Here is a 26,774-nt window from a genome sequence, read left to right as displayed (position 1 = left end):
TGTAGCGTTGCGGGTAGTGTAACAGAATCGCCGCATTCTCGGCACAATGAGGCATAATGCATCAAAAATGAGAGTGAAATAAGGGGCGCGAGTGGAACAGGATCTGGCGCGCATCGAGCAGTTTCTTGATGCCCTGTGGCTGGAACGAAATCTGGCGGAAAACACGCTAAGTGCGTATCGTCGCGATCTGACCATGCTTGTTGAATGGCTACATCACCGCGGCGCCTCGCTTGCGACCGCGCAGAGTGATGACCTGCAAGCATTGTTGGCTGAGCGGATGGATGGGGGATATAAAGCCACCAGTTCCGCACGCTTGCTCAGTGCAATGCGGCGTTTTTTTCAGCATCTGTACCGTGAAAAATATCGCGAAGATGACCCCAGCGCCTCGCTTGCATCACCTAAACTTCCGCAGCGTCTGCCCAAAGATCTCAGCGAAGCACAGGTCGAACGACTTCTGCAGGCGCCGCTGATAGAACAACCGCTGGAACTTCGCGACAAAGCCATGCTGGAAGTATTGTATGCCACAGGCCTGCGCGTGTCTGAACTGGTGGGGCTGACGATGAGTGACGTCAGCCTGCGTCAGGGCGTGGTTCGGGTGATCGGTAAAGGTAATAAAGAGCGCCTTGTCCCGTTAGGTGAGGAGGCGGTGTACTGGCTGGAAACGTACCTGGAGCATGGGCGTCCGTGGTTGCTCAACGGTGTATCAATAGATGTGCTGTTTCCCAGCCAGCGGGCGCAACAGATGACTCGCCAAACCTTTTGGCATCGTATCAAACACTATGCTGTGTTGGCTGGAATCGACAGCGAAAAGCTGTCCCCGCACGTCCTGCGGCATGCGTTTGCCACGCATCTGCTCAACCATGGCGCTGATCTGCGCGTGGTGCAGATGCTACTGGGGCATAGCGACCTCTCGACAACGCAGATTTATACTCATGTCGCAACGGAGCGCTTGCGGCAACTACATCAACAGCATCACCCGCGAGCGTGAGTGCTGACAGGAAAGGATAGGTTATGAAAAAACGTTTTATGATGTTCACCCTGCTGGCGACGGCGTTTTCCGGCATGGTACATGCAGACGATGCGGCGATTCGCCAGTCATTAGCGAAGCTGGGTGTTAAGAGTACCGAGATTCAGTCTGCTCCGGTTGCGGGCATGAAAACTGTACTGACCAATAGCGGCGTGTTGTACGTTACCGAAGACGGTAAACATATTATTCAGGGACCGATGTATGACGTGAGCGGTGCAAGCCCGGTAAACGTTACCAACCAACTGCTGATGAAGCATTTGAACGCGCTGGAAAACGAGATGATCGTCTACAAAGCGCCGCAGGAAAAACACGTCATTACCGTTTTCACCGACATCACCTGTGGCTACTGCCACAAGCTGCATGAAGAGATGAAAGACTACAATGCGTTAGGGATCACCGTACGCTATCTGGCCTTCCCTCGTCAGGGACTGGAAAGCCAGGCCGAGCAGGACATGAAATCTATCTGGTGTGCGAAGGACAAAAACAAAGCCTTTGACGACGCCATGGCTGGCAAAGATGTGAAGCCTGCGACCTGCAATGTGGACATCGCTAACCACTACGCGCTGGGCGTACAGTTTGGCGTCAGCGGTACGCCGGCGATTGTGCTGAGCAATGGCTATGTAGTGCCTGGCTATCAGGGCCCGAAAGAGATGAAAGAATTCCTCGACGCACATGCAAAACAAACCAGCGGTAAATAATTCGCGTGAAACAACAGATACAACTTCGTCGGCGTGAAGCCGACGAGACCGCCGAGCTACCTGCCGACTTGCCGCCATTGCTGCGCCGTTTATACGCCAGCCGTGGCGTGCGCAGCGCGCAGGAGCTTGAGCGTAGTGTGAAAGGCATGCTGCCGTGGCAGCATTTGAACGGTGTCGAAAAAGCGGTTGAAATCCTCTATAACGCTTTTCGCGAAGGAACCCGAATCATCGTGGTCGGCGATTTTGACGCCGATGGCGCGACCAGCACCGCGCTCAGCATTCTGGCGATGCGCGCGTTGGGCTGCAGTAACGTGGACTACCTGGTGCCTAATCGTTTTGAAGACGGTTATGGCTTAAGCCCGGAAGTTGTTGATCAGGCCCATGCCCGGGGCGCTCAGCTGATTGTCACCGTCGACAACGGCATCTCGTCCCACGCGGGTGTTGAACATGCCAGAACGCTGGGGATCCCGGTCGTTGTGACCGATCACCATCTGCCTGGGGACACGCTGCCGGGCGCTGAAGCGATCATCAATCCTAACCTCCACGATTGTGAATTCCCGTCTAAATCGCTTGCTGGCGTTGGCGTGGCCTTCTATCTGATGCTGGCGCTGCGCACCTTCCTGCGTGACAAAGGCTGGTTTGATGAACGAGGAATTGCGCCGCCGAACCTGGCGGATTTGCTCGATCTGGTTGCGCTTGGCACGGTGGCCGACGTGGTCCCGCTGGATGCCAATAACCGCATTCTGACGTGGCAAGGCTTAAGCCGTATTCGTGCCGGAAAGTGCCGCCCTGGTATAAAAGCGCTGCTGGAGATTTCCAATCGCGACCCACTCAAATTGGCTGCCAGTGATTTAGGTTTTGCTCTCGGACCACGGCTGAATGCAGCGGGGCGTCTGGACGATATGTCCGTTGGCGTGGCGCTGTTGCTGTGCGACAACATTGGTGAAGCACGCGTGCTGGCCAATGAGCTGGACGCACTCAACCAGACGCGTAAAGAGATCGAGCAGGGTATGCAGGCGGAAGCGCTGACTCTGTGTGAAAAGCTGGAACGCAGTAGCGATACGCTACCAGGCGGTCTGGCGATGTACCATCCCGAGTGGCATCAAGGAGTGGTGGGGATTCTGGCATCGCGTATTAAAGAGCGCTTTCACCGTCCGGTAATTGCGTTTGCCCCGGCCGGTGACGGTACGCTGAAAGGCTCCGGGCGCTCGATTCAGGGGCTACACATGCGCGATGCGCTGGAGCGCCTGGACACTCTTCATCCAGGTATGATCCTCAAGTTTGGCGGTCACGCTATGGCGGCGGGTTTGTCGCTGGAAGAGGCGCAGTTTGAGCGTTTCCAGCAGCGTTTCGGCGAACTGGTAACCGAGTGGCTGGACCCCGCCTTACTGCAGGGCGAAGTGGTGTCTGACGGTGCTCTGAGCGCGGCGGAGATGACCATGGAGGTCGCGCAAATGCTGCGTGATGCCGGACCGTGGGGACAAATGTTCCCGGAACCACTGTTTGACGGGCATTTCCGTCTGCTCCAGCAGCGTCTGGTCGGTGAGCGTCATCTGAAGGTGATGGTGGAGCCCGTCGGTGGTGGACCGTTGCTGGACGGTATTGCGTTTAACGTTGATACCACCTGCTGGCCGGATAACGGTGTTCGCGAAGTTCAGCTTGCCTACAAACTGGATATTAATGAGTTTCGCGGCAACCGCAGCCTGCAGATTATAATCGATAATATCTGGCCACTTTAGCGTCACTTTACACAAAATCATTCAAGCTGCATCGAGGCGGCAAGTGGATGAGTCTCCATAAGCGTACGAGCAGTACGTGACTGGGGCGAAATCGCGCAGCCAACAAAGAGGCAGCTTGAAGGATGATGTGTATATTCGCTATAAAAAAGGGTGTGGATTAGTTACAATCCCGCTCTTATAACCGCATTTTGACTAGTCCAATAAAAGAAATCAGACAATGTTTGAAATTAATCCGGTAAATAACCGCATTCAGGACCTCACGGAGCGCTCTAACGTTCTTAGGGGGTATCTTTGACTATGATGCCAAGAAAGAGCGTCTGGAAGAAGTAAACGCCGAGCTGGAACAGCCGGACGTATGGAACGAACCCGAACGCGCGCAGGCGCTGGGTAAAGAGCGTTCCTCCCTCGAGGCCATCGTTGATACGCTCGATCAGATGAGCCAGGGCCTGGAAGATGTCTCCGGCCTGCTGGAACTGGCTGTAGAAGCCGACGACGAAGAAACCTTTAACGAAGCCGTAGCAGAACTTGATACGCTGGAAGATAAGCTGGCCCAGTTGGAATTCCGTCGTATGTTCTCCGGTGAATATGATAGCGCAGATTGCTATCTCGATATTCAGGCTGGCTCCGGCGGTACGGAAGCACAGGACTGGGCAAGCATGCTGATGCGTATGTACCTGCGTTGGGCTGAAGCGCGCGGCTTTAAGACTGAAATTATTGAAGAATCTGAAGGTGAAGTGGCGGGTATTAAATCCGTGACCATCAGAATTGCTGGCGAATATGCTTACGGTTGGCTGCGTACTGAAACCGGTGTACATCGCCTGGTGCGTAAAAGCCCGTTCGACTCCGGCGGTCGTCGCCATACGTCGTTCAGCTCTGCGTTTGTCTACCCGGAAGTTGACGATGATATTGATATCGATATCAACCCGGCGGACCTGCGTATTGACGTTTACCGCGCTTCTGGTGCGGGCGGTCAGCACGTTAACCGTACCGAATCTGCGGTGCGTATCACCCACATCCCGACTGGGATTGTGACGCAGTGTCAGAACGACCGTTCCCAGCACAAGAACAAAGACCAGGCCATGAAGCAGATGAAAGCGAAGCTTTATGAACTGGAAATGCAGAAGAAGAATGCCGAGAAACAGGCGATGGAAGATACTAAATCAGATATCGGCTGGGGTAGCCAGATTCGTTCTTATGTCCTTGATGACTCCCGCATCAAAGATCTGCGTACTGGGGTTGAAACCCGCAACACGCAGGCGGTGCTGGATGGCAGCCTGGATCAATTTATCGAAGCAAGTTTGAAAGCAGGGTTATGAGGAACCAACATGTCTGAACAACACGTACAGGGCGCTGACGCGGTAGCCGACCTTAACAATGAACTGAAAACGCGCCGTGAGAAGCTGGCGAGCCTGCGCGAGCAGGGGATCCCCTTCCCGAACGATTTCCGTCGCGATCATACCTCAGACCAACTGCATGCTGACTTCGACGCGAAAGAAAATGAAGAGCTGGAAGCGCTGAACATTGAGGTTTCCGTTGCTGGCCGTATGATGACCCGCCGTATTATGGGTAAAGCATCATTCGTTACGCTGCAGGATGTTGGCGGCCGCATTCAGCTGTACGTTGCTCGCGACGATCTGCCGGAAGGCGTCTACAACGAGCAGTTCAAAAAATGGGATCTGGGCGATATCCTCGGCGCGAAAGGTAAGTTGTTCAAGACCAAGACCGGTGAGCTGTCTATCCACTGTACCGAGCTGCGTCTGCTGACGAAAGCGTTGCGCCCATTGCCGGATAAATTCCACGGTCTGCAGGATCAGGAAGCGCGCTATCGTCAACGCTACCTGGACCTCATCTCTAACGATGAATCCCGCAATACCTTTAAAGTGCGTTCACAGATTATGGCGGGTATCCGTCAGTTCATGGTTGGTCGTGGCTTTATGGAAGTAGAAACCCCGATGATGCAGGTGATCCCAGGCGGGGCGGCAGCGCGTCCGTTTATCACCCATCATAACGCGCTGGATCTGGACATGTACCTGCGTATCGCGCCGGAACTGTACCTCAAGCGCCTGGTGGTTGGCGGCTTCGAACGCGTATTCGAAATTAACCGTAACTTCCGTAACGAAGGCATCTCTGTTCGCCATAATCCAGAGTTCACCATGATGGAACTCTACATGGCTTATGCGGACTACAAAGATCTGATCGAACTGACCGAATCGCTGTTCCGTACGCTGGCGCAGAACGTTCTGGGAACGACTGAAGTGCCTTACGGCGAAGAAGTCTTTGACTTTGGTAAGCCGTTCGAAAAACTGACGATGCGCGAAGCGATTCAGAAATACCGTCCGGAAACCAACATGGCCGATCTGGATAACTTCGATTCTGCAAAAGCGATTGCGGAATCTATCGGCATCAAAGTTGAGAAGAGCTGGGGTCTGGGCCGTATCGTGACCGAAATCTTTGAAGAAGTTGCAGAAGCGCACCTGATTCAACCGACCTTCATTACCGAGTACCCGGCAGAAGTTTCTCCGCTGGCGCGTCGTAATGATGAAAATCCGGAAATCACCGATCGCTTCGAATTCTTCATTGGCGGACGTGAAATCGGTAACGGCTTCAGCGAGCTGAACGATGCAGAAGATCAGGCGCAGCGTTTCCAGGATCAGGTTAATGCCAAAGATGCAGGTGACGACGAAGCGATGTTCTACGACGAAGACTATGTTACCGCTCTGGAACACGGTCTGCCGCCGACTGCGGGCCTGGGCATTGGTATCGACCGTATGGTTATGCTGTTCACAAACAGCCATACTATCCGCGACGTAATCCTGTTCCCGGCAATGCGCCCGGTTAAGTAAGATGTGAAATGCCGGATGGCGGCTGATGCCTTATCAGGCCTACAATGCGTTATGTAGGCCTGATGGGCGTAGCCCCGTCAGGCAATCAATTCCCGTTGGCAAACTTGCGCAGTAACTCTCGCGCCTTAACGTCTGAAACCTGCATTACCATCCACGGGCTAAAAGCCCACGGCGTCGCGTCAATCCCGCTTAAAACATCCTCAAGATTGCTCCACTGGAAATCCATCACTTCATCTGGGTTTAGCTGTAGCTCACTGACGATATGTGCGGCATAAACCGGGCATACTTCGTTTTCCACTATTCCACTCGGGTCCGTGGCGCAATAACGAAAATCAGCATACACGGGGCTGAGCGAGTCGATGTCTGCACCCAGCTCGAAGCTAGCCCGGCGGATAATAGCGGCTTCGGTGCTTTCACCCAATTGCGGGTGACCGCAGACAGAGTTGGTCCAGACGCCTGGCCAGGCTTTTTTGTGCAGCGAACGGCGGGTGACCAGCAGTTGACCCTGCTCGTTAAATATCCAGCATGAGAAAGCAGAGTGCAGGGGGGTTGTGGCGGTATGCGCCGCATACTTTTCCAGTGTTCCACAGGGCTGGCCCTGCTCATTCAATAAAATGACATGTTCCTGTCGCATAGCGTCCACCATCAATCTTAAGCATTCACATTATATGCTTTATTAAGTCAGAATGATTAACAGAGGGTGTGAAATGCCAGAGTCGACGCTTCGTTGCGCGATATGATTTGGCATCCGGTTTCTGGCTGCTATGATAAAGCGTCTGAAAATGTTGCGAGGTATTGTTTTGAGTGCAGGACGCCTGAAGAAAAATGGCCTGAGTATCGCGATGCTGCTGTGTGTCGGTCTGCTGTTAGCTGGCTGTTCCGGGAGCAAGTCGTCTGATACAGGAAGTTATTCCGGCTCCGTGTATACCGTGAAGCGGGGAGATACGCTATACCGTATTTCGCGCGCCACCGGGACCAGCGTAAAAGAGCTTGCACGCCTGAATAATATTTCACCGCCCTATACCATTGAAGTGGGGCAAAAGCTGAAGGTCAGCGGCGGCGCGAAAACCAGTTCAGGCTCTGGCAAAACAACGACGAAATCCTCAACCAAAACGGCGGCGGTCAGACCATCTTCGTCCGTACCGCAATCCTCCTGGCCACCGGTCGGACAGCGTTGCTGGCAGTGGCCTGCCAGCGGTAAAGTGATTCTGCCTTATTCAACCGCGGACGGCGGCAATAAAGGCATTGATATCTCAGCTGCGCGCGGTACGCCGATTTATGCCGCCGGAGCCGGGAAGGTGGTTTATGTCGGTAATCAGCTACGGGGCTACGGTAATCTCATTATGATTAAGCACAGTGAGGACTACATCACTGCGTATGCGCATAATGACACCATGTTGGTGAACAACGGTCAAAACGTGAAAGCCGGGCAGAAGATCGCGACGATGGGCAGCTCGGATGCGACCACGGTGCGGCTGCATTTCCAGATCCGCTATCGGGCGACGGCTATCGATCCGCTGCGTTATTTGCCACCAAAGGGCAGTAAGCCAAAATGCTGACGGTGAATTAATCGCCAGTCAGTCAGTTAGTCCCTTGCCAAGGAGAGCGTAAGGTTTATAATCCCTTACGCACTCCAATGCGGGCGTAGTTCAATGGTAGAACGAGAGCTTCCCAAGCTCTATACGAGGGTTCGATTCCCTTCGCCCGCTCCACGACTTACTTCTCACTGACTCTCCTGATTCAATTATCCTTCGTAATCTCAATGTGTTTCTTTGTTTAACGGTCAGACAGACTCAATGCACGACTATGCAGGCTAAAGCGATTGTGGGAGACGATAGGCTCCCCTGGCAGGAGATACCTCATATGAAACTAACTATCCACAGGGGCCAAAGAGAAATCTTTGACGCTCTCGGATAGTAGAGCCTTGTATATGTTGGTTAATCCTTTCAATTCGCGATACTGGTGTCTTAAATATCGCATTTCCCCCCCGTGGTACAAAAAATCAACTATCAATCAATTGAATTTATTTAAGAAATTTTAAGAAGTATGTTTGATTATCTGTCTGAAAATATATCAACGTTAATACAGGTCACGTAGTTAATTGTTAGATTATAATTCCAAAGTTATCTTTATTTAACACGATATAAGATTGGTCATTCTTCATAAATAAGTAATATAGTCTTTTTGTAGGTCAATTTTCTCTAATCGGCAGTAACAGGTTTTAAATGGTTTAGACTTGGTATGATTTTACCTGGATAAACATGGTGACATCTATTTTGTTAAAAATATCTTCAGGAGTTTAATCACTGCTGATAATTTCTTAGGGTGACTAGTTTTGTTCTCATTATCCGGTCACGAAATCATGTAGATACACAAAAATATACGAGTCAGTTTAGTACTTTGTACCATTTTGAATGCTTGCTATGCCCGGGGGCTCGTTAGCCTTGTGTATATTATGTCATTGTTGTTGAAAAATATAGCAAATATAGTTAGATAGACTTCAGTTGTACTGATTAAAATCTCACACGGTATAGCTAAGAATTTAAAGGTAGAGACATGGGTGACAATTCAGTCAGGCTACCTTTAACCCCAGTATGTATGCTGGTAATTTGTAAGAAAATGTTTCCTTGTGTTTTGAGAATTTTCTCATTTTGAATAAAAGATGAAAGTGCGGTTTCACAGGTAGTGCTAATAATACAACCAATAATCGTATTAAAATGCCGATATCCATTAGTAATTCAAATCTAAGAATGAGTGATTGATAGCTTTTAGCTATGAATGGCGAGGGGTTGATATCACATCCTTGTTGTGTAAAAGTTCATCTCATGTATTTAGCAATATTAATAAAATCAATTACTCGATTGTTAGGTATTTTTTAGAGGGGCGGTGTGCTTAAAAGTAGACACTTACCTTTCCATGGATGAAATAGAGTTTTTTGAGGTTATGGAGGCTTCATGAAGTATCAACATTTCTGGCCACCTAATGATATTTACTTTGGGGGTGGTGCCGCTAGTGTTATTGATGAAATGTCACTGATTACAAACGAAAGAAATTATTTATTCGTGAATCTTAATCAATATAGCTTACGTAGCACCTTGGTTTTTTTCTCACGGAATAAAAATATCAATAAAATCATAATCATCATTTCCAGCTCACGGTTGATGCCTTTGGCTCTTTTTTGGTTGGATAATATCAAAAATGTTATTGCTGTTTTCGATACCTCAACATCTGTGTCGGAGATGATTAAGAAAATAAGCCTATATCGACGAAATGGTGACAAGATAACGGCAGGGCGAAGGGAATGTAACTTTAAGATTAGCAACAAAGATATCATGAAGATGAAGTACTTCTTAACCGAAAGCGGTATGGAGGAGCTTCAGGATAGATTTATGAACTCGCCGTCAACATTGTATCGTTGGAGAAAAGAGATCGCCCTTAAATTCGGCGTGCGAGACCCTCGATATCTTCTATTGCCAGAATAAAATGCTATGCGTTTTCTCATTAAGAATTACAATTAAAGATCCGATCTTTAATTGTTGTTTTAGAACGGATACTGCATACGACCTCCATTTAACTAAAATTAGGAAATATAAAATTTCTAGCCTTGCTTAGACTAGAAACTGTCGTGATTTCGATAAGAATAGATACGCTGGCTAAGAACGTCAGGGGCGGTAGCGTTCCAGAAAACATCTGGGATTTATTTAAAGTTAATAATTATTAAATAAGGGACTTATCAGTAATGATCAGCAAAGATGATGTAAAAATTGCCATTATTGGACTCGGGTATGTTGGCTTACCATTGGCTGCTGAATTTGGGAAAATTCGTCAGGTGGTTGGTTTTGATGTTAATCATAAACGTATACTCGAGCTAAAAGAAGGGATCGATGTCAATCTCGAAACCACAGAAGAAGAGCTACGTGATGCTCGCCATCTGACGTTTACCTCATCAATTGATGAAATCAGAGAATGCAATTTTTACATCATTACCGTCCCGACGCCGATCAACGATTATAAGCAACCAGATCTCACCCCTTTGATTATGGCAAGTGAAACTGTTGGCAAAGTACTGAGGCCGGGGGATATCGTGGTGTATGAATCTACGGTATATCCAGGGTGTACTGAAGAAGAATGCGTGCCGATCCTTGAGCGTATGTCAGCGATGACATTTAACAAAGACTTCTTTGTCGGATATAGCCCAGAGCGCATCAATCCCGGCGATAAAAAATATCGTCTGACAACTATCAAGAAAATCACCTCTGGTTCAACTGCAGAAACGGCCTGTCTGGTTGATGAGATCTATCGACAGATCATCACGGCAGGAACGTACAAAACGGAAAGCATTAAGATCGCGGAAGCGGCAAAGGTGATTGAAAATACCCAACGCGATCTCAATATCGCGCTGGTAAATGAATTGGCGATTATCTTTAACCGATTAGAGATTGACACTGAAGCCGTACTGCGAGCAGCGGGAAGTAAATGGAACTTCCTGCCATTCCGTCCTGGACTGGTTGGTGGTCACTGCATTGGCGTCGATCCCTATTATCTGACTCATAAATCTCAGGGCATCGGTTACTATCCGGAAATTATCCTCGCGGGTCGTCGACTGAACGATAATATGGGTAACTATGTTTCGGGACAGTTGATCAAAGCCATGATCAAAAAAGGGATTAATGTTGAGGGTTCTAACGTTCTGATTCTGGGGTTCACCTTTAAAGAAAACTGCCCGGATATCAGGAATACCCGCATTATCGATGTTGTAAAAGAGTTGGGCAATTACAGCTGTAATGTTGATATTTTTGACCCTTGGGTGGATGCTGAGGAAGTCGAAGAGGAATACGGGATTATACCTGTATCGGAAATCAAGGCGGCTTCTTATGATGCCATTATTGTTGCCGTTGGCCATGAGCAGTTTAAGAAGATGGGGAGTACTGATATTCGTGGCTTTGGAAAAGATAAACATGTGCTTTATGATTTGAAGTATATCCTTTCGCCTGAGCAGTCAGATGTGAGGTTATAATCATGACAGCCTATGATGAATTAAAAATACAACTCGTTCTTGAACCAAAACGTTGGCTTATTACTGGCGTAGCAGGTTTTATCGGCTCTGGATTATTAGAAGAACTACTCTATTTAAATCAAACAGTAATTGGGTTGGATAACTTTTCAACTGGCTATCAACATAATTTAGAGGATGTGCGTGCCGCTGTCAGTGAAGAACAATGGTCGCGGTTTACCTTTGTTCATGGGGATATCCGGTCATTTGCCGATTGTCAGGCTGTTTGTGAGAATGTCGATTACGTTTTACATCAGGCCGCTCTGGGAAGCGTACCTCGTTCCTTGCAGGATCCTATCACGACAAATAGCGCTAACATTGATGGTTTTTTAAATATGTTGACGGCGGCGAGAGATGCACATGTATCTGGTTTCACCTATGCCGCAAGCAGTAGTACTTATGGTGACCATCCCGATTTACCTAAAATTGAGGAACGGATCGGCCGGCCATTAAGCCCGTATGCGGTTACAAAATACGTCAATGAATTGTACGCCGAGGTGTTTGCTCGCAGCTATGATTTTAACGCTATTGGCCTGCGCTACTTTAATGTATTTGGCCGCCGCCAAAACCCTAACGGAGCATACTCTGCAGTCATTCCTCGCTGGATACTATCGCTTCTTAAAGATGAACCAATTTATATCAATGGCGATGGTTCAACAAGCCGCGATTTTTGCTATATAGAAAATGTGATTCAGGCCAATTTATTATCAGCAACGACTAATGATTTAGACTCAAAAAATAAAGTCTATAATGTGGCTGTTGGAGACAGAACTTCGCTAAATGAGCTTTATTATCTCATCCGCGATGGGTTGAATTTATGGCGGGACGAACAAATTAGTGCTGAACCAATTTATAAAGATTTTCGTGACGGTGACGTTAAGCATAGTCAGGCAGATATTACCAGAATAAAAACATTTCTTTCATATGAGCCTGAGTTTGATATCAAAGAAGGACTTAAGCAGACTCTAAAATGGTATATCGATAAACAGACTGCTTTGTATTCCTGAGTATAACTACTCACTTTCTTTTCACGTGGATGAATTTAATGAAATCGTCAGAGATGTTTACGCTTACCGCCATTGGTAGTTGCCGTATCGCGAGTCCGGTAAAAAGAGCTCAGCCTTATTTTAATTTTAAGGCTAATTTTAAGAAAATATATGGGTTTACGCATACGAGCAGCGAGGCATTACAGCAGGTCCGTTTTATTTTGGGATTGATAGATATTCCTGAAAAGGTCCGGCCTTTTATTTTTAGAACTGCTGTAAATTATTCAAAAACCGACGTTCATAGTCGTTCTGATTTCTATATTGTTGAGATTTCAAGTCAGAAGAAGATTATGGCCTATGGGTTGTGCTTACAACAAAATTATATAACTCGTCATTTTTATGAGTTTTTTAGCCAAACAGAGCGGGCGCGTGTGTACTGGTCGCTGGCCACGCAAGGGAATCAACACAAACTGCTGGCCTATCTCAAAGACGATCCCTGTTTTGCCGGAATGTCGGAAGACGATCGTGCCTTATTAAGTAATATTAATGTTGAGCAGATGGATGAGCATGCTATCGAACAGGATATGATGGAAATCATTCAGCTTCTTGGTCGCGATCGCGTTATGTTTATGACCCATGTTGATGCTGTGACTCGTGCTGGAACCGTCATTCAGTCCCGCAGTCGGTTGATTAAAAATGTCGAGACCATCGCCGCCAGGATGGATATTCCCTGCGTTAACCCGACAAATTTGATGGAAAAGTGGGGGCAGAAACGAGCCCTGGAAAAAAATGGCGACGATCTTACTCATTATACCGACATGTTTGGTGATGCGATCGTTGCGGCTATTTTTAAGGGAGTGATCAACAATACTAAGCATCATCTTGATGAGAGGCGGCAAGAGAAACAGGACCAAATACGTGAGATTACATTATCGATCACTAAGCTGCTTGCCGATGGCGACATTATTGCTGCATCACAGCAACTTTTTGCCGCATTAAGAAATCAGCAGCAAGAGCCCGTTCTGATCCAACTTCGGTCAGTAATCTTCAGCCGTTTAGGTTATTATGAACAGGCTTATCAGGATATTAGTGATGTTGAGAAAATTATCGGTACGACGGACAGTACATTACGTTGTCGGCTGAGGTCTCTGCATGGATTAGCGCGTTGGCGGGAAGCCTTATCGACGGCCGAGATGATGCTTTCCAATGAAATTGAAGATGAAGAAGTCCTTACCGTTGCCGCCGGCTCAGCCGATGCTTTACAGCTGTTTGATAAGTCATATCAATACTGGAAAAGTGTACTGTTATTGAATCCTGAAACCCAAAGCGGATGGGTTAATTTCCTGAGCAGCACGCAATATTTCAATGATGGCAACGCATTCTCCGAAGCTTTCCATGCCGGCATTCAATCGCAGCGCCTAAATGATGCGTTTATGGAAACAGCGTTATCTTTGGCAATCAAATTCAGTGATGAATTGATTTTCAAGCATGCGCTTGAGCAGTTACTCCGCCATGAGTCAGAATTTGCGCTGACGGTATTGTCGACGATTCATGATACCGGTCTCGTCATCCACGCAGCTTTCTGCATCAAGAATATGAGCTATCATCAGGCGCTTAGCACCTCGTATAAAGATAAACTCCACGACGTTTTTGTGGCATGGAACAATACGGCGCTGTCGCTACATTCGGTTGATGATTTTGTCTCACTGAGTACTTCGCTGGTGTACACCTTCTCTGCATTTATGGTTTATCCCCATGCACGTATTTCTCGCTTTAATAATGAAGTTAAAACGGCATGGCGCGAGAAATTAAGAGAAATGTATGAGCGTGAGGATTATGAAAATATCCTGGTAGGGGCGAAAATTGTGTGGCCACTTCTGGAGTTCGATCCTGTTAGCACAGTATATTGTGCAAGAACGCTGGTGAATCTTGGTGCCTGGAAGGATGCGTGCACGTTGGCCCACATGACCTTGATTCGTAACTCGAACATTACCAGCCTGCAGTCGATTATGTTACGCAGCATACGTCATATTAACGACATTCCGTTCCTCATTGATTTGATTGCTAACGTCATGAGCATTTCTCCATCATTCCAGAATGCCTCGATGAACGAGCTGTTTGAGAAAGAGTGTCGCAATGTTGCAACCAGAGCCCTTAAATATGTACGCCAGAAGAAAACTGAAGGGCGTCTGGATGAAGCATTGTCTGTATTGATTAGCCTGAAACGAATTGATCCTGATGTTTCTCGCCTGATGCGTGAATATAAGCAAATTATCAGATTATTTAATGAGTCACTGAAGGATGGCGGCAGCACTATCGCGTCTTATGAACATCTGGATTATGCGAAAAAATTACTCGTTTTTGATAGCGAAAATGCCTATGCCTTGAAATATGCCGCATTAAATGCAATGCATTTACGCGACTACACCCAGGCTTTGCAGTATTGGCAGCGACTGGAGAAAGTGAATGGGCCAACGGAGCCGGTGACAAGGCAGATCTCGACCTGCATAACCGCATTACAAAAAAATACATCAGGGAAGTCGTAATGATTACGGAGGAAGAAAAGTTAGCTGCGCTAGGGAAAACGCTTTTAACATTGAAACAAGAGAGGAAGCTTGCGCAAGCTATTGCATTAATTGACAGTGAATTACCGGCTGAGGCTTTAACTTCATTAGCGATGCTAAAAAAAGCAGAATTTCTTCATGATTTCAATGAAACGGCGCGTGCATACGCGCTCTACGAAACGCTGATTGCACAAAACAATGATGAAGCACGTTATGAGTATGCGCGGCGTTTATATAATGCGGGACTAGCCAAAGATGCACAGCAAATTCTTAAAAAGGTTAGCACTGGCGTGCAGAAAAAATATAACAATTATTTAGGCAAAATAAATAAGATCTGCGATTTGCTTGAACGCCTTGAAGGGGAAGCGATCCCTGTGGGGACCAACACCCGTATTATTGCAATGAAGCATGCCATCTTGTTTTATCGAAATCGTCAGCCGCGGCAGCTTCCCGTCGGATCTTTTGGTCGCCTTGCGCTCTGTACAGGCTCGCTAGGTAGCGGCGGTGCAGAGCGTCAGATTTCCAGGCTGGCTATCGAGATCGCCAGAAAATATCGGCAACAGGGGAAAATTGGCGGCCTGAAAGTAGAAGAGCCGGTAGAGCTCATTATTCGCTCCCTGGCACCGGAACTCAGGCAAGACTTTTTCCTGAAAGAAGTGCTGGAAGAACAGGTCGAGGTGCTTGAAATCGCGAAGATTACCGGAAACTTCTTTGACGATGCGACAATAGAATCTCCGGAGTTGCGCTTATTGCTCTCTCATTTGCCGCCGGTGTGTAACTACGGTATCAAGCATCTGGTCCCCCACTTATGCGAGCGCAAGCCGGATTATCTCTCCGTTTGGCAGGATGGCGCTTGTCTGATGATTGCGCTTGCAGCGCTGATTGCTGGCGTGCCCAGAATTCAACTGGGATTACGTGGCTTACCGCCGGTGGTGAGAAAGCGTCTGTTCAAGCCGGAATATGAGCCTCTTTACCAGGCGCTGGCGGCCGTGCCTGGCGTTGATTTTATGAGTAACAACCATTGTGTGACCCGCCATTATGCCGACTGGCTAAAGTTGGAGGCGAAGCACTTCCAGGTTGTATATAACGGCGTCTTACCGCCATCTACCGAGCCCTCTTCTGAGGTGCCACATAAAATCTGGCAGCAGTTTACGCAAAAAACCCAGGATGCGGACACAACTATTGGTGGCGTTTTCCGCTTTGTAGGCGATAAGAACCCTTTTGCATGGATTGATTTTGCAGCACGCTATTTACAGCACCACCCCGCCACACGCTTTGTGCTGGTAGGCGATGGTGATTTGCGCGCTGAAGCGCAGAAACGCGCCGAACAGTTGGGGATTCTGGAGAGAATACTATTCGTTGGCGTCTCGCGTGACGTGGGGTATTGGCTGCAAAAAATGGACGTATTCATTTTGTTTTCGCGTTATGAAGGGCTACCCAATGTGCTCATTGAAGCACAAATGGTCGGGGTGCCGGTGATTTCAACCCCTGCAGGCGGATCGGCAGAATGCTTTATTGAGGGTGTTTCGGGTTTCATTCTTGATGATGCGCAGACGGTCAATCTTGACCAGGCTTGCCGCTATGCAGAACAGTTGGTCAATTTATGGCGCAGCAGAACCGGTATTTGCCAACAGACGCAGTCATTTTTACAAGAACGCTTCACCGTTGAACATATGGTGGGAACGTTTGTACAAACCATTGCCTCTCAGCCTCGTTAATTAATGGGCAGCATTTTTTCAGCTATTTCATTTATAAAATAAGTTATGAAAAAAATTATTATATTATTAACGACGTTTTTACTGCTTTCGGGATGCACTATTCCCAGGGCGGTATTTAAATCCAGCCTGATTAATCAGGACGATCCTCATTATCATCTGGTTGAAGTCACACCGACATTAAAACTGAGTGATGCCGATACTGTGCCGAAAACTATTGTCGATCCGGTCTTTGCCGAAAATAACTGGCACTGGACATCTTTGGCTAAAGGCGATGTGCTGCATATCACTATTTTATCCTCGGGCGGGGCGGGGTACTTATCCAATAACGCGAGCGGCGACCGGGCGGATTTTGAAAATATTCTTGTGACTGACGGTAATATCGTTCAGGTGCCTTATGCCGGGATCATTCCGGTTACCGGGCTGGATGTGACACAACTGGCTGAAGAGATCAGAAAGCGACTTTCGCGCGTTGTCCTGAATCCTCAGGTGCTGGTGACGCTTACCGCCCGCACCGGAGCCATGGTGACGGTCGAGGGCAGCGGGAAAACGGGTCGCTACCCTCTCGAACAGAGTATGAATCGTCTTAGTCATTTTTTGGCAACGGCGGCGGCAGTAGAAAATACCAGCGCAGAGATGATGGAAGTTCACGTGACGCGCCAGCAGCATTATTTCAATGCGCGACTGTCAGATATTTATCAGTATCCCGGGTTGGATATTGTCTTACAGCCGGATGACCGTATCACTCTGCGTCAAGTGACCGAGTATGTTAATGTGCTCGGCGCGGCGGGTGTTCAGGGGAAACATGCTCTGGTTCAGCGTCATTCCAGCGTAGTGGATGCTTTGGCGCTGGCGAAAGGATTAAACGACAATCTTGCCGATCCGCAGGCGGTTTTTCTGTACAAGCATGACGAAGCGGAACAGGCGAAACAGCAGATGCGTAAGCTGAATATCTATCATGTCGATATGAGCCAACCTGACTCGGTGTTTTTAGCACAGGCCATGCGGGTGGAAGACGGCGATGTTATCTATATCTCGAACGCCTCTTTGACTGATTTCGCTAAGGTGAAAGCCGCATTCGATAGCTTTTTGATCCGCGGCTCTAATTCTTTCTAACGTCGCCATATGAATATTTTGAAAAATAATACTTATTATTTTATGAAACTCATTACCGTCTGTGAGTTAATCATTTTGTTAATGTCACGCGATATCAAAACACGCTATAACGGTAATTTGCTAAACTATATGATGGTGCTGGCCGTACCACTGGTATGGATAACCATTACCGTTATTTCTTTTCAATATTTAAATCGCACCGTGCCAATATTCACTGACGATATCAGCTTTGTTATTGCAGGTATATTACCGTATCTGTTATTTCGTTATACCATTACCGCAACCATGCGCACCCGTTCATTCTCCACATCGTTGGCGGTTGTCTCGCAGGTTAAGAAAAGACATGTGATTTTTGCTCTTGCCGCAGTCGAATTTGTTAATGCGGTTATCATTTATATTATTGTTTCATTAATTAACTTTCTTATCTTCTCCCGCTGGGAAGCCCAGAAACCGATCCTGATTTTTGAAGGGATGGTTATCGCATGGCTTCTGGGGTTATCGTTTGGTTACTTTTGTGACGCACTGTCTGAACGGTTTCCGCTGGTCTACAAAGCCGTTCCTGTGGTGCTAAGACCGATGTTTTTGATTTCAGCTGTCTTTTATACGGCGAATGAATTGCCCTATTCATTATTGAGCATATTCAGCTGGAACCCTCTACTTCATGCTAATGAGATAGTCAGAGAAGGAATGTTTGAGGGATATAACTCCTTGTACCTTGAACCTCTTTACCCTCTGGCATTTTCCGCAACGTTATTCCTCGCGGGCATCATTTTTCACCTGATTTGTGACACTGAAAATCACTGACTTTGGCTTCAGGAGAGACGCGTTCGTGTTCGGTTTATTAGGTTGTACACGCTATTTTGAGTCTGATAAGGGCCCGCGGGTGGTCCTTGATAAAACAGATTTTGTCATGGATTACCATGAGCATATCGGTATTCTGGCGGCCCCTGGTTCAGGCAAAACGACGCTAACCCGATTGCTGTGCGGTATAGATGCTCCTGATGAAGGGGATTTTATTGGGCTACGGGGTGATGCGCTCCCACTGGGGGCAAATGCTTTTGTTCTGCCGGGGTTAACCGGCGAAGAGAATGCGCGCATGATGGCCAGTCTTTATGGCCTGGATGGCGATGAGTTTTCACATTTCTGCTATCAATTGACCCAGCTTGAACAGCGCTATACCGACAGGGTGAGTGAATATTCTGTCACGATGAAAGCGCATCTGGCATTTGCCATTAATTTACTGCTTCCCTGTCGCCTTTATATTGCCGATGACAAGCTGTACACCGGGGATAATACCTCACAGTTGCGTATGCAGGCGGCGCTAGCTTATGAGCTGCAACAGAAAGGGTTGATTGTGCTAACGCGCAACCCTCGGCTTATTAAAGAACACTGTCATGCGTTTGGCGTACTGCTGCATGGGAAAATTACGATGTGTGAAGATTTAGCACAGGCATCTGCGCTTTTTGAACAATATCAGTCAAATCAGGCGATGCTTCAAACTGATAATTATTCCTTTGATATATAAATAGAAAATATACGGATAGAGAGTGGAAAATTCAGAACGTATTAAAAAATGGAAAGAGGAAAGGGCGAAGGTAGCAGAAGAAAGCCGAGCCTTGCGACTGAAACAAAAAGAGGATGAACGCGCCCTTCGCCAGACAGAAAAAACGGCCGATGCGAAAAGTCAACATCGCCCAGACGCCGGTTGGTCCGCGACGGATGCTGATTCCGTCCGTAGAGCGTCATTGGTTATTAAAGAGCGACGTGTTCAGCAAGCCAAACAATCGCTACGTCGGCTCTTTCTTTATATTGCTTTGCCGCTGCTGGTTATTATGCTTATGTCGTGGCTATTAACTTCGCGTTTTTATAGCGCGGATGCCACCTTTATTGTGCAAACTGATGCCAGCCAGGATAATTTTTCTGGAACAGCTTTCTTTGGTGCAGGCAATGAGATGTCGGAGGGCTTTCAGGTTCGCGAGTTTATACTTTCGAAAGAAATGATGGAGCGGATGGAAAAAGATCTCGGTTTTTTATCTTATTTCGCGCAAGACGATATCGCATTATTTTCCCGCTACCATGCACCGCTGGGTATTAATGATGATCCTTATCGTTACTATTTATCGAAAGTCTCGGTTGCTGTCGATATTCAACAGGGCATGCTGCGTTTAAACGTCAAGGCGCGGAGTGCGAAACAGGCTGAGTTTTTTGCCCAGCGCATTCTGGCTTTTGCTGAACAGCACGTTAATACCGTTTCAGCGCGGATGCAGCAGGAACGAATTTTATGGCTGGAAAACGATGTTAAATCGGCCCAGGAAAATCTGGGGGCCGCTCGGCTTGAATTGCTAAAAATACAGCATATACAAAAAGATATTGAACCGCAGGAAACCGTGACCGCGATTTATCAATTAATTGCTGGCTTTGAAACGCAGTTGGCGGAGGCGAAAGCGGAATACGCGCAATTAATGGCTAATGGTTTGGATCAGAACCCCCTTATTCCTCGCCTGTCGGCCAAAATCAAGGTCCTGGAAAAGCAGATCGGCGAACAACGTAACCGCCTGTCAAATAAGTTAGGGTCGCAAGGCTCTTCAGAAAGCCTGTCCCTGTTTGAAGATCTTCGCCTGCAGAGTGAGATCGCCAAAACACGCTGGGAATCTGCCTTACAGACCTTACAGCAAGGGAAGCTTCAAGCGTTACGTGAGAGACGGTATTTGCTGATCATTTCTCAACCGATGGTGGTGTCTGACACCACTCGCTATGCCGATGGAACAAAGTGGTTACTGTTCTTCGTGTTGCTGGGCATCGCGTACCTGGTGACTTCTCTCCTGATAACTATCAGGCGGATGCGTGAATAAGGCGGAGTAAGGAAATACGATGAGCTTGCACTCTACATGTAAAAAAAAATCGCCAACCACCCTGCTCAAACAAGAGGATTGGGAGGGGCTATGTCACTATTTCGGGCAGCATCCCGAAAAAGTGCGAGATAGTGCTGGAAATGAGCAAAACATTATTCTCTTCGCTATCGCGTGTTTGCGTAAAGATGAAACAGATGCCGCGCTGACTTTGTTGTCCGACCGTGTGCTGACAGCAAAGAATAGCCGTGATTTATTGCGACGCTGGGTTATTTCGCCGCTGGCATCACATCATCGGGACGCTGTACTACAGGTGGTTAACAAACTGCTGGCGGTGAATGTGTGCCAGCCGGAGGATGTCCTGCTGGTCGCAAGCGTGCTGCTTAAGAGTAAACAATATGCGACTGTTGCTGACTTAGCCGAGCGGGCATGGCTCGCTTTTTCGGGCAATAGCAAAATTTTTGCCCTCCATCTGCGCAGCCTGACGCTGGTGGATAAAGAGTTACAGGCAATCTCGTTGGCCAGAACACAGGCGCAGGAAGTTCCCCCGCGGGGAGATATGATTGAGACCTGCCTCCGTTTCTTAAATAAAAGCCGCCTACCAGAAGATCATGACCTGGCCCGCGCATTGCTCCCTTTCTTCGCGTTAGAAAAGCAGGAGTCGGCGGGGCTGGCGGTTGATACGCTGTGCGCTGTCGGTAAATATCAGGAAGCCATTCAGATTGGGGAGTCCGCATTAGCCCGTGGGTTGGATGGTGCAGCGCTGCGTCGTAGCCTGGGGCTTGCCCACTATCAATCTGGCCGCAGCCGGGAAGCGAAGCTTCAGGCCGCTGAGCATTGGCGTCATGCCCTGCAATTTAACCCTGATAATTTACGGATCGTGACCCTGTATGCCGATGCCTTAATCAGAACGGGTCAGAATGAGAAAGCCATTCCGTTACTGCAGCAGTCGCTCGCGACTCATCCTGATCTTCCTTATGTCAGAGCCATGTATGCCCGAGCACTGCGCCAGGTTGGGCAATACGCTGCTGCCAGCGATGAGTTTGTACAACTGGCAAGGGAAAAAGGGGTGACCAGTAAATGGAACCGTTATGCCGCGGCGGCGTTGTTACAGGCGGGGAAAACAAGCGAAGCGGAAAGCATCTTTGAGCACTATATTCAGGCCAGAGCAAGCCATCTGCCTCAGTCATTCGAAGAGGGGCTGCTGGCGCTTGATGGGCAAATATCTGCCGTTAATCTACCGCCTGAGCGCCTTGACTGGGCATGGGAAGTTGCCGGCAGACAGTCCGGTATCGAGCGCGATGAATGGGAACGCCGGGCGAAGTGGGGGTATCTTGCCGATAATTATCTCCTCGACTGGCTTGAATGCCGTGGAGAGCAGGCCGACGAACCGATGTACCGATTGGCCGATATATCGCATGTCGAGCAGTTTTTCCAACGGCTGCAGCTCGATAAGCGTGGTTGCATTGTTGTATCGGCTCATATGGGCGCAATGTATGCCGGGCCGATGATCCTCTCCTTGCTGGAAATGAACAGCAAATGGGTGGCTTCCACGCCTGGCGTGCTCAAAGGGGGCTACGGCGAGCGGTTGATTTCGGTTAGTGACAAAAGCGAAGCGGACGTGGTCAGGGCCTGCATACAGACCTTACATAGTGGGCAGTCGCTTGTTGTGGCGATCGACGGCGCGTTGAATTTGAGCGCGCCGACTATCGACTTTTTCGGCCAGCAGATTACCTACTCCACCTTTTGCTCTCGACTTGCCTGGAAAATGCACTTACCCACCGTATTTGGTGTTCCGGTGTGGCGAGACGGGCGCATCCATTTTGTTTTGGAGAAAATGGTCGATCCGCAGAGGTTCGAAAGCCAGTCTTCTTTTATTGAGCGCTGGAAAGACAATTACCTGAAATGTGTAACCCAAATCCTCAATAGCGGGCCGGAAAACCTGAGACTGTCGGGGGGGATTTGGCGAAATATCACGCGCAGGGATGAATCATCTTCGGGCTGAAAAGACGTTTGCCCCGCGATGCCTTTGGCGCACCAGGCGGGGCCGCCCGCTAAGTAAAACTGAGTTATTCGATTTAGAAAGCACCCGTTCATTAACGTTCGGGTGCTTTTTTCGTTCTAACGAGCTGAAAAATGGAGAATTATATAATAGCTACGTTATACCTGATTGTGGTTCTGTTTGTCTGAGGGTTACCAGAGGACAGTATCCTGAAGTCATCCCTTAGCAATGTTAAATAGCGGCATCGAAATCCGCTGGTAGCGTACTGTTACCTGTGCCCAGGCTGCGTTGCATTAATACCGTATCAAGCCAGAGCCCATGCTTGAATCCAATGTTCGTCAGCGTACCTATTTTCGTAAATCCAGCCTGCTGATGGACTTTCAGCGATCCCTGATTATTGCTGTCGCCGACGATAGCGATCAACTGCCGATAACCCTGCGTTTCAGCCCACTCAATTACATGGCGTAGCAACGCTTTTCCCACCCCCTGACGCTGTGCCGTCGGGTCAATATAAATCGAATCTTCGAGGGTATAGCGATAGGCATAACGCTCGCGGTAGCGGGTGAGATAGCAATACCCGATGACCTTATCTTCTTGCAATGCGACAACCCACGGCAGTCCCAGACTGCGGATTTTTTCCAGACGATCCTGCATCTCGCGGGTATCCGGCGGGTCAGTTTCAAAGCTGCCGGTACCGTGAATAACATGATGGGCGTAGATATCGCGTATGGCGGGGATGTGTTTTTTTTCAGCGTTAACGATTTTCATTGACCAGCTCCCATTGGCATCTTTGTCCAAATTACCTCAAAGGCTGGAGGGAAGGTAAGTGCAAAAAATTATGCGTCTAAACTCGTCATTCTTTAAGCTGCATGTGCGTTGGCTACGCTAGCTCGCCTCAGTCACATAGTTCGCTATGCTCCTGGGGATTCACTCACTTGCCGCCTTCATGTAACTCGAATTATTTAGGGTATATAAATTATTTTCAATGCAAATAAGCTTTCAAATTGTAAGGGTAAAGTGAGTGTGGTTGATACTGTCAATAATACGCAAGAGTGGTAAATACTTTAGCGAGTCGAGCAATGCACAATTCTTCGCGCACGTATTATGGCGGATACCAAAATACCAATTTTGGTAGATTTCAATGATAGGTTCAAAAAGTCATTTGATTTTATTGAGTTTTTACTGTACTTAGTTCTGCTTATGACTGTACCTTTAATTTCATTTTATCGACCCTGTTCGAAACTTAAAATTAGGTTATATTATTTACATTGTGAGCTTTGTTGTTATCAGGGGCATTATTATCAGAACTTTCTCTATCCGCACACAATAGTTACCATGCAAACAGTTGCGCGGTGTAGCTATGCTAGCCAGCAATAATTATCATCGTCACAAGGTTTCGTCATGCAAACTTAATCTAAATCCAGAATTCAATCCCAAGAGTATTAGGATTATTTAGTCTAAAATACTTTTTTGTCTAAGAGTTTTCGTATCGCATAGCCACGAACTACGCTGAGTGATAAAATTTTCGAGTTTACGCCTGCTTTCCCACGATTAGAGGGCGAGGCGCGGGTAGTCAATAAGACGAAAGAATTAATTGCTTCATAACCCTATTGCAAAATAAGCGGCAGTGCATCTTACATGGTCGGGTATCGTAAGTAACTGACTGTAATATATTGAAAACGCTTATTTTTACTCTGATGTAAGTTATAAGGGCAGATATGTTAAGTATGCGTCGACATGCCAACTTCATTAAACGTTTTAAGTCTTTAAGCTGTTTATTTACGGCAAGCGTTCTTTTCCCTATGCAAATCTCTGCAGCGACATCAGATTATGACGCTTTGGTTATTGAAGCGCGGGGTGGTAATAGTGCACCGTTATTGCGTTATCTAGAGGATCAGGGAAAGCAAAGCGCGCTAACGCCAAATCAGGTTGCCGACTGGCTGCAAGTTTCCAGTTGGGTTGATAACAACGATAAAGCCACTATTGAAATCTGGCAGCGCTATCGTGGGCAGATGGATGTGCCTGCGCGCGGCAAAGTTGCCGCTGCACGTGCGTACCGTAACCAGAAAAACTGGAATGATTCATTGGCGGTATGGGAAAGCGTTTTACAGGAAGAGCCTGACAACGTTGACGTACGCACCGGCTGGATAATGACGTTGGCAGATGCTCGCTACAATCAGCAAGCCCTTACTGAAGCGAATAAATGGGCACAGGCACATCCGGGGGCTGACTCCGATGCGCTACTTGCCTACGTATATCATTCTCAGGGAAAAAACTGGGACGCGCTGTTGGTTGCCAGCCAGGCGGATGACGTTGATCCTGGCAACAAAAATGCAAAATCTACGCTGCTGTCTGCTCTGTCAGCAAACCGTGTTTCCGGGCCCGCCTTAAATATGGCGGAGGTAGTGCCTACGGCAGATCCTGTGAAGCGCCGCCTTGAGCTTGATGCGGCCGCCGAAATGGTACGTTCCTCCTATACGTCCGCACGTAATGAAGAAGAGCGGTTTATCGTGGCGGATAAAGCGCTGGCCCGCTATGACCAGTTGCTGGCTGCCTGGAAGGATGAGCCGTCCGCGCAGAATGATGTCCGTCGGGCGAGAATTGACCGCATGGGCGCTTTGCTGGTTCGTAAGCGAACGTCTGAAGTGATTAAGGAATACGAATCGCTTTCTGCGAGCGGCGAAGTGCCAAACTACGCGAAACGCTGGGTAGCATCGGCATGGTTAAGCGAACGCCAGCCAGAAAAAACCGAAGCGATGCTGATGAGCATCTACTACCCGAATGGACCGATTCCCGTTACGCCGCTTGGTCCTGAGGATCAACAGGATCTGTTCTACGCGCATATCGATAATGAAAACTTTGATGCCGCTAAAAAACAGGCCGAAAACTTAATCAAAGAGAGTCCGTACCTGCGACGCATCTATGGTTCGCCAACGCCGCAGCCTAACGATAACTGGCTGCTCGGACAGTCGATGCTGACGCAATATTATATCGCTGCCAATGAGCTACCTGAGGCTGAAAAGCTCGCTGAGCATCTGGCGCGAACAGGTTCAGGTAACCAGGGGCTGCGCATATCTTATGCCTCCGTTCTTGAGGCGCGTGGCTTGCCGCATGCGGCGGAGAAAGAGCTGAAGCTGGCGGAAGTGATTGAGCCAAGCAACCTGGAACTGGAACGTCAGCAGGCTTATGTTGCGTTGGATCTCCAGGAATGGAGGCAGGCCGATGAACTGACGGATGATGTCATCGCTCGTAGCCCGGATGATGAAGCGACGCTGCGCCTCGCGCGTATTCGTGATGTCCACAAAATGTCGGAAGTGCGCATTAGCGGCACACAAGGGATCTCGTCCGATAGCCCGGTCAGCGGTAAGAATGACTTCAATATCAATACTGCCATTTACAGTCCGCCAATTAACGACAACTGGCGCTTGTTTACTGGATTCAACTTTGCTACCGGCGAATTTGAGGAAGGTAAAGGCATCAGCCGCGATCTGGCTGCGGGGGCGGAATGGACTTCCCGCGACTACTGGGCAGAAATGGAAGTCTCTGGCCGAAATTATGGCGATGGTCAGAAAATTGGCGGTCGTCTTTCCGGCTGGCATGACTTCAATGACAACTGGCGCGTAGGCGGTTCGGCCGAGCGCTTGTCGCGTAATACGCCACTGCGCGCGCTGCGTAGCGGCGTGTATGCCAACGGCGGCGATATGTTTGTTCGCTGGTATCAAAACGAACGACGTGAATATCAACTGTCGTTTGCCGCATCACATTTCTCAGATGGTAACGATCGCATCGAATACGGACTCAGCGGAAAAGAGCGCATGTGGACAACGCCGCGCTTCACCCTGGACTTTACCCCGGGCATCGGCGGGAGCACCAACACCAAAGAGAATGTGCCGTATTACAACCCGAAGAGTGATTTTTCCGTGGTACCTGGTCTGAGCGCGGAGCAGGTTCTTTACCGCCATTATGACACCGTGTGGACGCAGCAAGGTCTGGCTGGTGTAGGTGGCTATTGGCAGCAAGGCCAGGACGCTGGTGCCATCGTTCAGGTGGGATACGGACAACGGCTCAAATGGAACAACGTCGTAGATGGCGGGGTGATGCTGATTTGGGATAAACGCCCCTACGACGGTAAACGTGAGCGGAATATCTCCCTCGCTTTCGATTTAAATGTCAGGTTTTAAG

The 26,774-nt window shown here is 48.3% G+C and carries 19 protein-coding genes and 1 tRNA gene; 18 read left to right on the top strand and 2 right to left on the bottom strand.

The window, feature by feature from the left end; all coding sequences use genetic code 11:
• Positions 1 to 91: 91 nt before the first annotated feature.
• From xerD to lysS, 5 genes are all read left to right on the top strand, one after another.
• Entirely contained in the window at positions 92 to 988 is an 897-nt protein-coding gene (xerD, locus tag ABIE10_RS15800) for a site-specific tyrosine recombinase XerD (RefSeq protein WP_016154346.1), read from the top strand.
• A 23-nt stretch (positions 989 to 1,011) separates the two neighbouring features.
• On the top strand, positions 1,012 to 1,725 hold the full coding sequence (dsbC, locus tag ABIE10_RS15795; protein WP_047357820.1) for a bifunctional protein-disulfide isomerase/oxidoreductase DsbC: 714 nt from the start codon (positions 1,012 to 1,014) through the stop codon (positions 1,723 to 1,725).
• A gap of 5 nt (positions 1,726 to 1,730) precedes the next feature.
• Positions 1,731 to 3,464 (top strand): single-stranded-DNA-specific exonuclease RecJ, encoded by a 1,734-nt coding sequence (gene recJ, locus ABIE10_RS15790; RefSeq protein WP_016157413.1) that lies wholly within the window; start codon positions 1,731 to 1,733, stop codon positions 3,462 to 3,464.
• Positions 3,465 to 3,681: 217 nt separating this feature from the next.
• A protein-coding gene (gene prfB, locus ABIE10_RS15785) for a peptide chain release factor 2 (RefSeq protein ID WP_100250065.1) occupies positions 3,682 to 4,780 on the top strand; the annotation gives its coding sequence in 2 pieces (ribosomal slippage) (positions 3,682 to 3,756 and positions 3,758 to 4,780; 1,098 coding nt in all).
• A gap of 9 nt (positions 4,781 to 4,789) precedes the next feature.
• Positions 4,790 to 6,307 (top strand): lysine--tRNA ligase, encoded by a 1,518-nt coding sequence (gene lysS, locus ABIE10_RS15780; RefSeq protein ID WP_005123357.1) that lies wholly within the window; start codon positions 4,790 to 4,792, stop codon positions 6,305 to 6,307.
• An 85-nt stretch (positions 6,308 to 6,392) separates the two neighbouring features.
• On the opposite strand, the gene idi is transcribed toward lysS, so the two are convergent.
• Positions 6,393 to 6,941 carry an isopentenyl-diphosphate Delta-isomerase gene (gene idi, locus ABIE10_RS15775; protein ID WP_279263795.1) on the bottom strand — a complete coding sequence of 183 codons (549 nt, stop codon included), beginning with the start codon at positions 6,939 to 6,941 and terminating at the stop codon, positions 6,393 to 6,395.
• 166 nt (positions 6,942 to 7,107) lie between these two features.
• Between idi and actS the strand changes: the two genes are divergently transcribed.
• The 12 genes from actS (at position 7,108) to vexE (ending at position 22,595) form a co-directional block, all read left to right on the top strand.
• Positions 7,108 to 7,866 carry an amidase activator ActS gene (actS, locus tag ABIE10_RS15770; protein ID WP_046274955.1) on the top strand — a complete coding sequence of 253 codons (759 nt, stop codon included), beginning with the start codon at positions 7,108 to 7,110 and terminating at the stop codon, positions 7,864 to 7,866.
• Between the two features lie 79 nt (positions 7,867 to 7,945).
• Positions 7,946 to 8,019, top strand: a tRNA-Gly gene (locus tag ABIE10_RS15765).
• A 1,242-nt stretch (positions 8,020 to 9,261) separates the two neighbouring features.
• Complete coding sequence (locus ABIE10_RS15760) at positions 9,262 to 9,789, top strand: Vi polysaccharide biosynthesis protein TviA (protein WP_047499323.1); 528 nt, start codon at positions 9,262 to 9,264, stop codon at positions 9,787 to 9,789.
• 257 nt (positions 9,790 to 10,046) lie between these two features.
• On the top strand, positions 10,047 to 11,324 hold the full coding sequence (tviB, locus tag ABIE10_RS15755) for a Vi polysaccharide biosynthesis UDP-N-acetylglucosamine C-6 dehydrogenase TviB (protein WP_016157409.1): 1,278 nt from the start codon (positions 10,047 to 10,049) through the stop codon (positions 11,322 to 11,324).
• Positions 11,325 to 11,326: 2 nt separating this feature from the next.
• Positions 11,327 to 12,367 carry a Vi polysaccharide biosynthesis UDP-N-acetylglucosaminuronic acid C-4 epimerase TviC gene (tviC, locus tag ABIE10_RS15750; RefSeq protein ID WP_131346751.1) on the top strand — a complete coding sequence of 347 codons (1,041 nt, stop codon included), beginning with the start codon at positions 11,327 to 11,329 and terminating at the stop codon, positions 12,365 to 12,367.
• 29 nt (positions 12,368 to 12,396) lie between these two features.
• On the top strand, positions 12,397 to 14,892 hold the full coding sequence (gene tviD, locus ABIE10_RS15745) for a Vi polysaccharide biosynthesis protein TviD (RefSeq protein WP_141875614.1): 2,496 nt from the start codon (positions 12,397 to 12,399) through the stop codon (positions 14,890 to 14,892).
• The gene (gene tviE, locus ABIE10_RS15740) at positions 14,892 to 16,628 is read left to right on the top strand and encodes a Vi polysaccharide biosynthesis glycosyltransferase TviE (protein ID WP_200049197.1); all 1,737 of its coding nucleotides are present in this window, start codon (positions 14,892 to 14,894) and stop codon (positions 16,626 to 16,628) included. Before tviD ends, tviE begins: the two co-directional genes overlap by 1 nt.
• A 45-nt stretch (positions 16,629 to 16,673) precedes the next feature.
• Positions 16,674 to 17,741, top strand: coding sequence for a Vi polysaccharide ABC transporter protein VexA (gene vexA, locus ABIE10_RS15735; protein WP_047499329.1), 1,068 nt, complete (start codon positions 16,674 to 16,676; stop codon positions 17,739 to 17,741).
• A gap of 9 nt (positions 17,742 to 17,750) precedes the next feature.
• A complete protein-coding gene (gene vexB, locus ABIE10_RS15730) occupies positions 17,751 to 18,545 on the top strand; it encodes a Vi polysaccharide ABC transporter inner membrane protein VexB (RefSeq protein ID WP_047499331.1) in 795 nt (264 codons plus the stop codon).
• A 25-nt stretch (positions 18,546 to 18,570) separates the two neighbouring features.
• Complete coding sequence (gene vexC / locus ABIE10_RS15725) at positions 18,571 to 19,266, top strand: Vi polysaccharide ABC transporter ATP-binding protein VexC (protein ID WP_047499332.1); 696 nt, start codon at positions 18,571 to 18,573, stop codon at positions 19,264 to 19,266.
• 22 nt (positions 19,267 to 19,288) lie between these two features.
• Complete coding sequence (vexD, locus tag ABIE10_RS15720; RefSeq protein WP_047499334.1) at positions 19,289 to 20,593, top strand: Vi polysaccharide ABC transporter inner membrane protein VexD; 1,305 nt, start codon at positions 19,289 to 19,291, stop codon at positions 20,591 to 20,593.
• Between the two features lie 19 nt (positions 20,594 to 20,612).
• On the top strand, positions 20,613 to 22,595 hold the full coding sequence (gene vexE, locus ABIE10_RS15715) for a Vi polysaccharide transport protein VexE (protein ID WP_287108802.1): 1,983 nt from the start codon (positions 20,613 to 20,615) through the stop codon (positions 22,593 to 22,595).
• Positions 22,596 to 22,823: 228 nt separating this feature from the next.
• Here the strand turns inward: vexE and ABIE10_RS15710 are convergent, their stop codons facing one another.
• A complete protein-coding gene (locus ABIE10_RS15710; protein WP_047414402.1) occupies positions 22,824 to 23,360 on the bottom strand; it encodes a GNAT family N-acetyltransferase in 537 nt (178 codons plus the stop codon).
• A gap of 950 nt (positions 23,361 to 24,310) precedes the next feature.
• Here ABIE10_RS15710 and pgaA point away from each other — a divergent pair.
• A complete protein-coding gene (gene pgaA / locus ABIE10_RS15705; protein WP_016154307.1) occupies positions 24,311 to 26,773 on the top strand; it encodes a poly-beta-1,6 N-acetyl-D-glucosamine export porin PgaA in 2,463 nt (820 codons plus the stop codon).
• Position 26,774: the final 1 nt, after the last annotated feature.

Source organism: Citrobacter sp. 506, from assembly GCF_050434985.1.
Lineage (GTDB): Bacteria > Pseudomonadota > Gammaproteobacteria > Enterobacterales > Enterobacteriaceae > Citrobacter > Citrobacter braakii.
This window is presented reverse-complemented; position numbering and strand designations above follow the sequence as displayed.

Coding starts and splice junctions, on each gene's coding strand:
- tviE (WP_200049197.1), top strand. CDS start 14,892: ATGATTACGGAGGAAGAAAAGTTAGCTGCGCTAGGGAAAACGCTTTTA.
- vexA (WP_047499329.1), top strand. CDS start 16,674: ATGAAAAAAATTATTATATTATTAACGACGTTTTTACTGCTTTCGGGA.
- vexE (WP_287108802.1), top strand. CDS start 20,613: ATGAGCTTGCACTCTACATGTAAAAAAAAATCGCCAACCACCCTGCTC.
- idi (WP_279263795.1), bottom strand. CDS start 6,941: ATGCGACAGGAACATGTCATTTTATTGAATGAGCAGGGCCAGCCCTGT.
- ABIE10_RS15760 (WP_047499323.1), top strand. CDS start 9,262: ATGAAGTATCAACATTTCTGGCCACCTAATGATATTTACTTTGGGGGT.
- tviB (WP_016157409.1), top strand. CDS start 10,047: ATGATCAGCAAAGATGATGTAAAAATTGCCATTATTGGACTCGGGTAT.
- tviC (WP_131346751.1), top strand. CDS start 11,327: ATGACAGCCTATGATGAATTAAAAATACAACTCGTTCTTGAACCAAAA.
- vexB (WP_047499331.1), top strand. CDS start 17,751: ATGAATATTTTGAAAAATAATACTTATTATTTTATGAAACTCATTACC.
- tviD (WP_141875614.1), top strand. CDS start 12,397: ATGAATTTAATGAAATCGTCAGAGATGTTTACGCTTACCGCCATTGGT.
- dsbC (WP_047357820.1), top strand. CDS start 1,012: ATGAAAAAACGTTTTATGATGTTCACCCTGCTGGCGACGGCGTTTTCC.
- pgaA (WP_016154307.1), top strand. CDS start 24,311: ATGTTAAGTATGCGTCGACATGCCAACTTCATTAAACGTTTTAAGTCT.
- ABIE10_RS15710 (WP_047414402.1), bottom strand. CDS start 23,360: ATGAAAATCGTTAACGCTGAAAAAAAACACATCCCCGCCATACGCGAT.
- lysS (WP_005123357.1), top strand. CDS start 4,790: ATGTCTGAACAACACGTACAGGGCGCTGACGCGGTAGCCGACCTTAAC.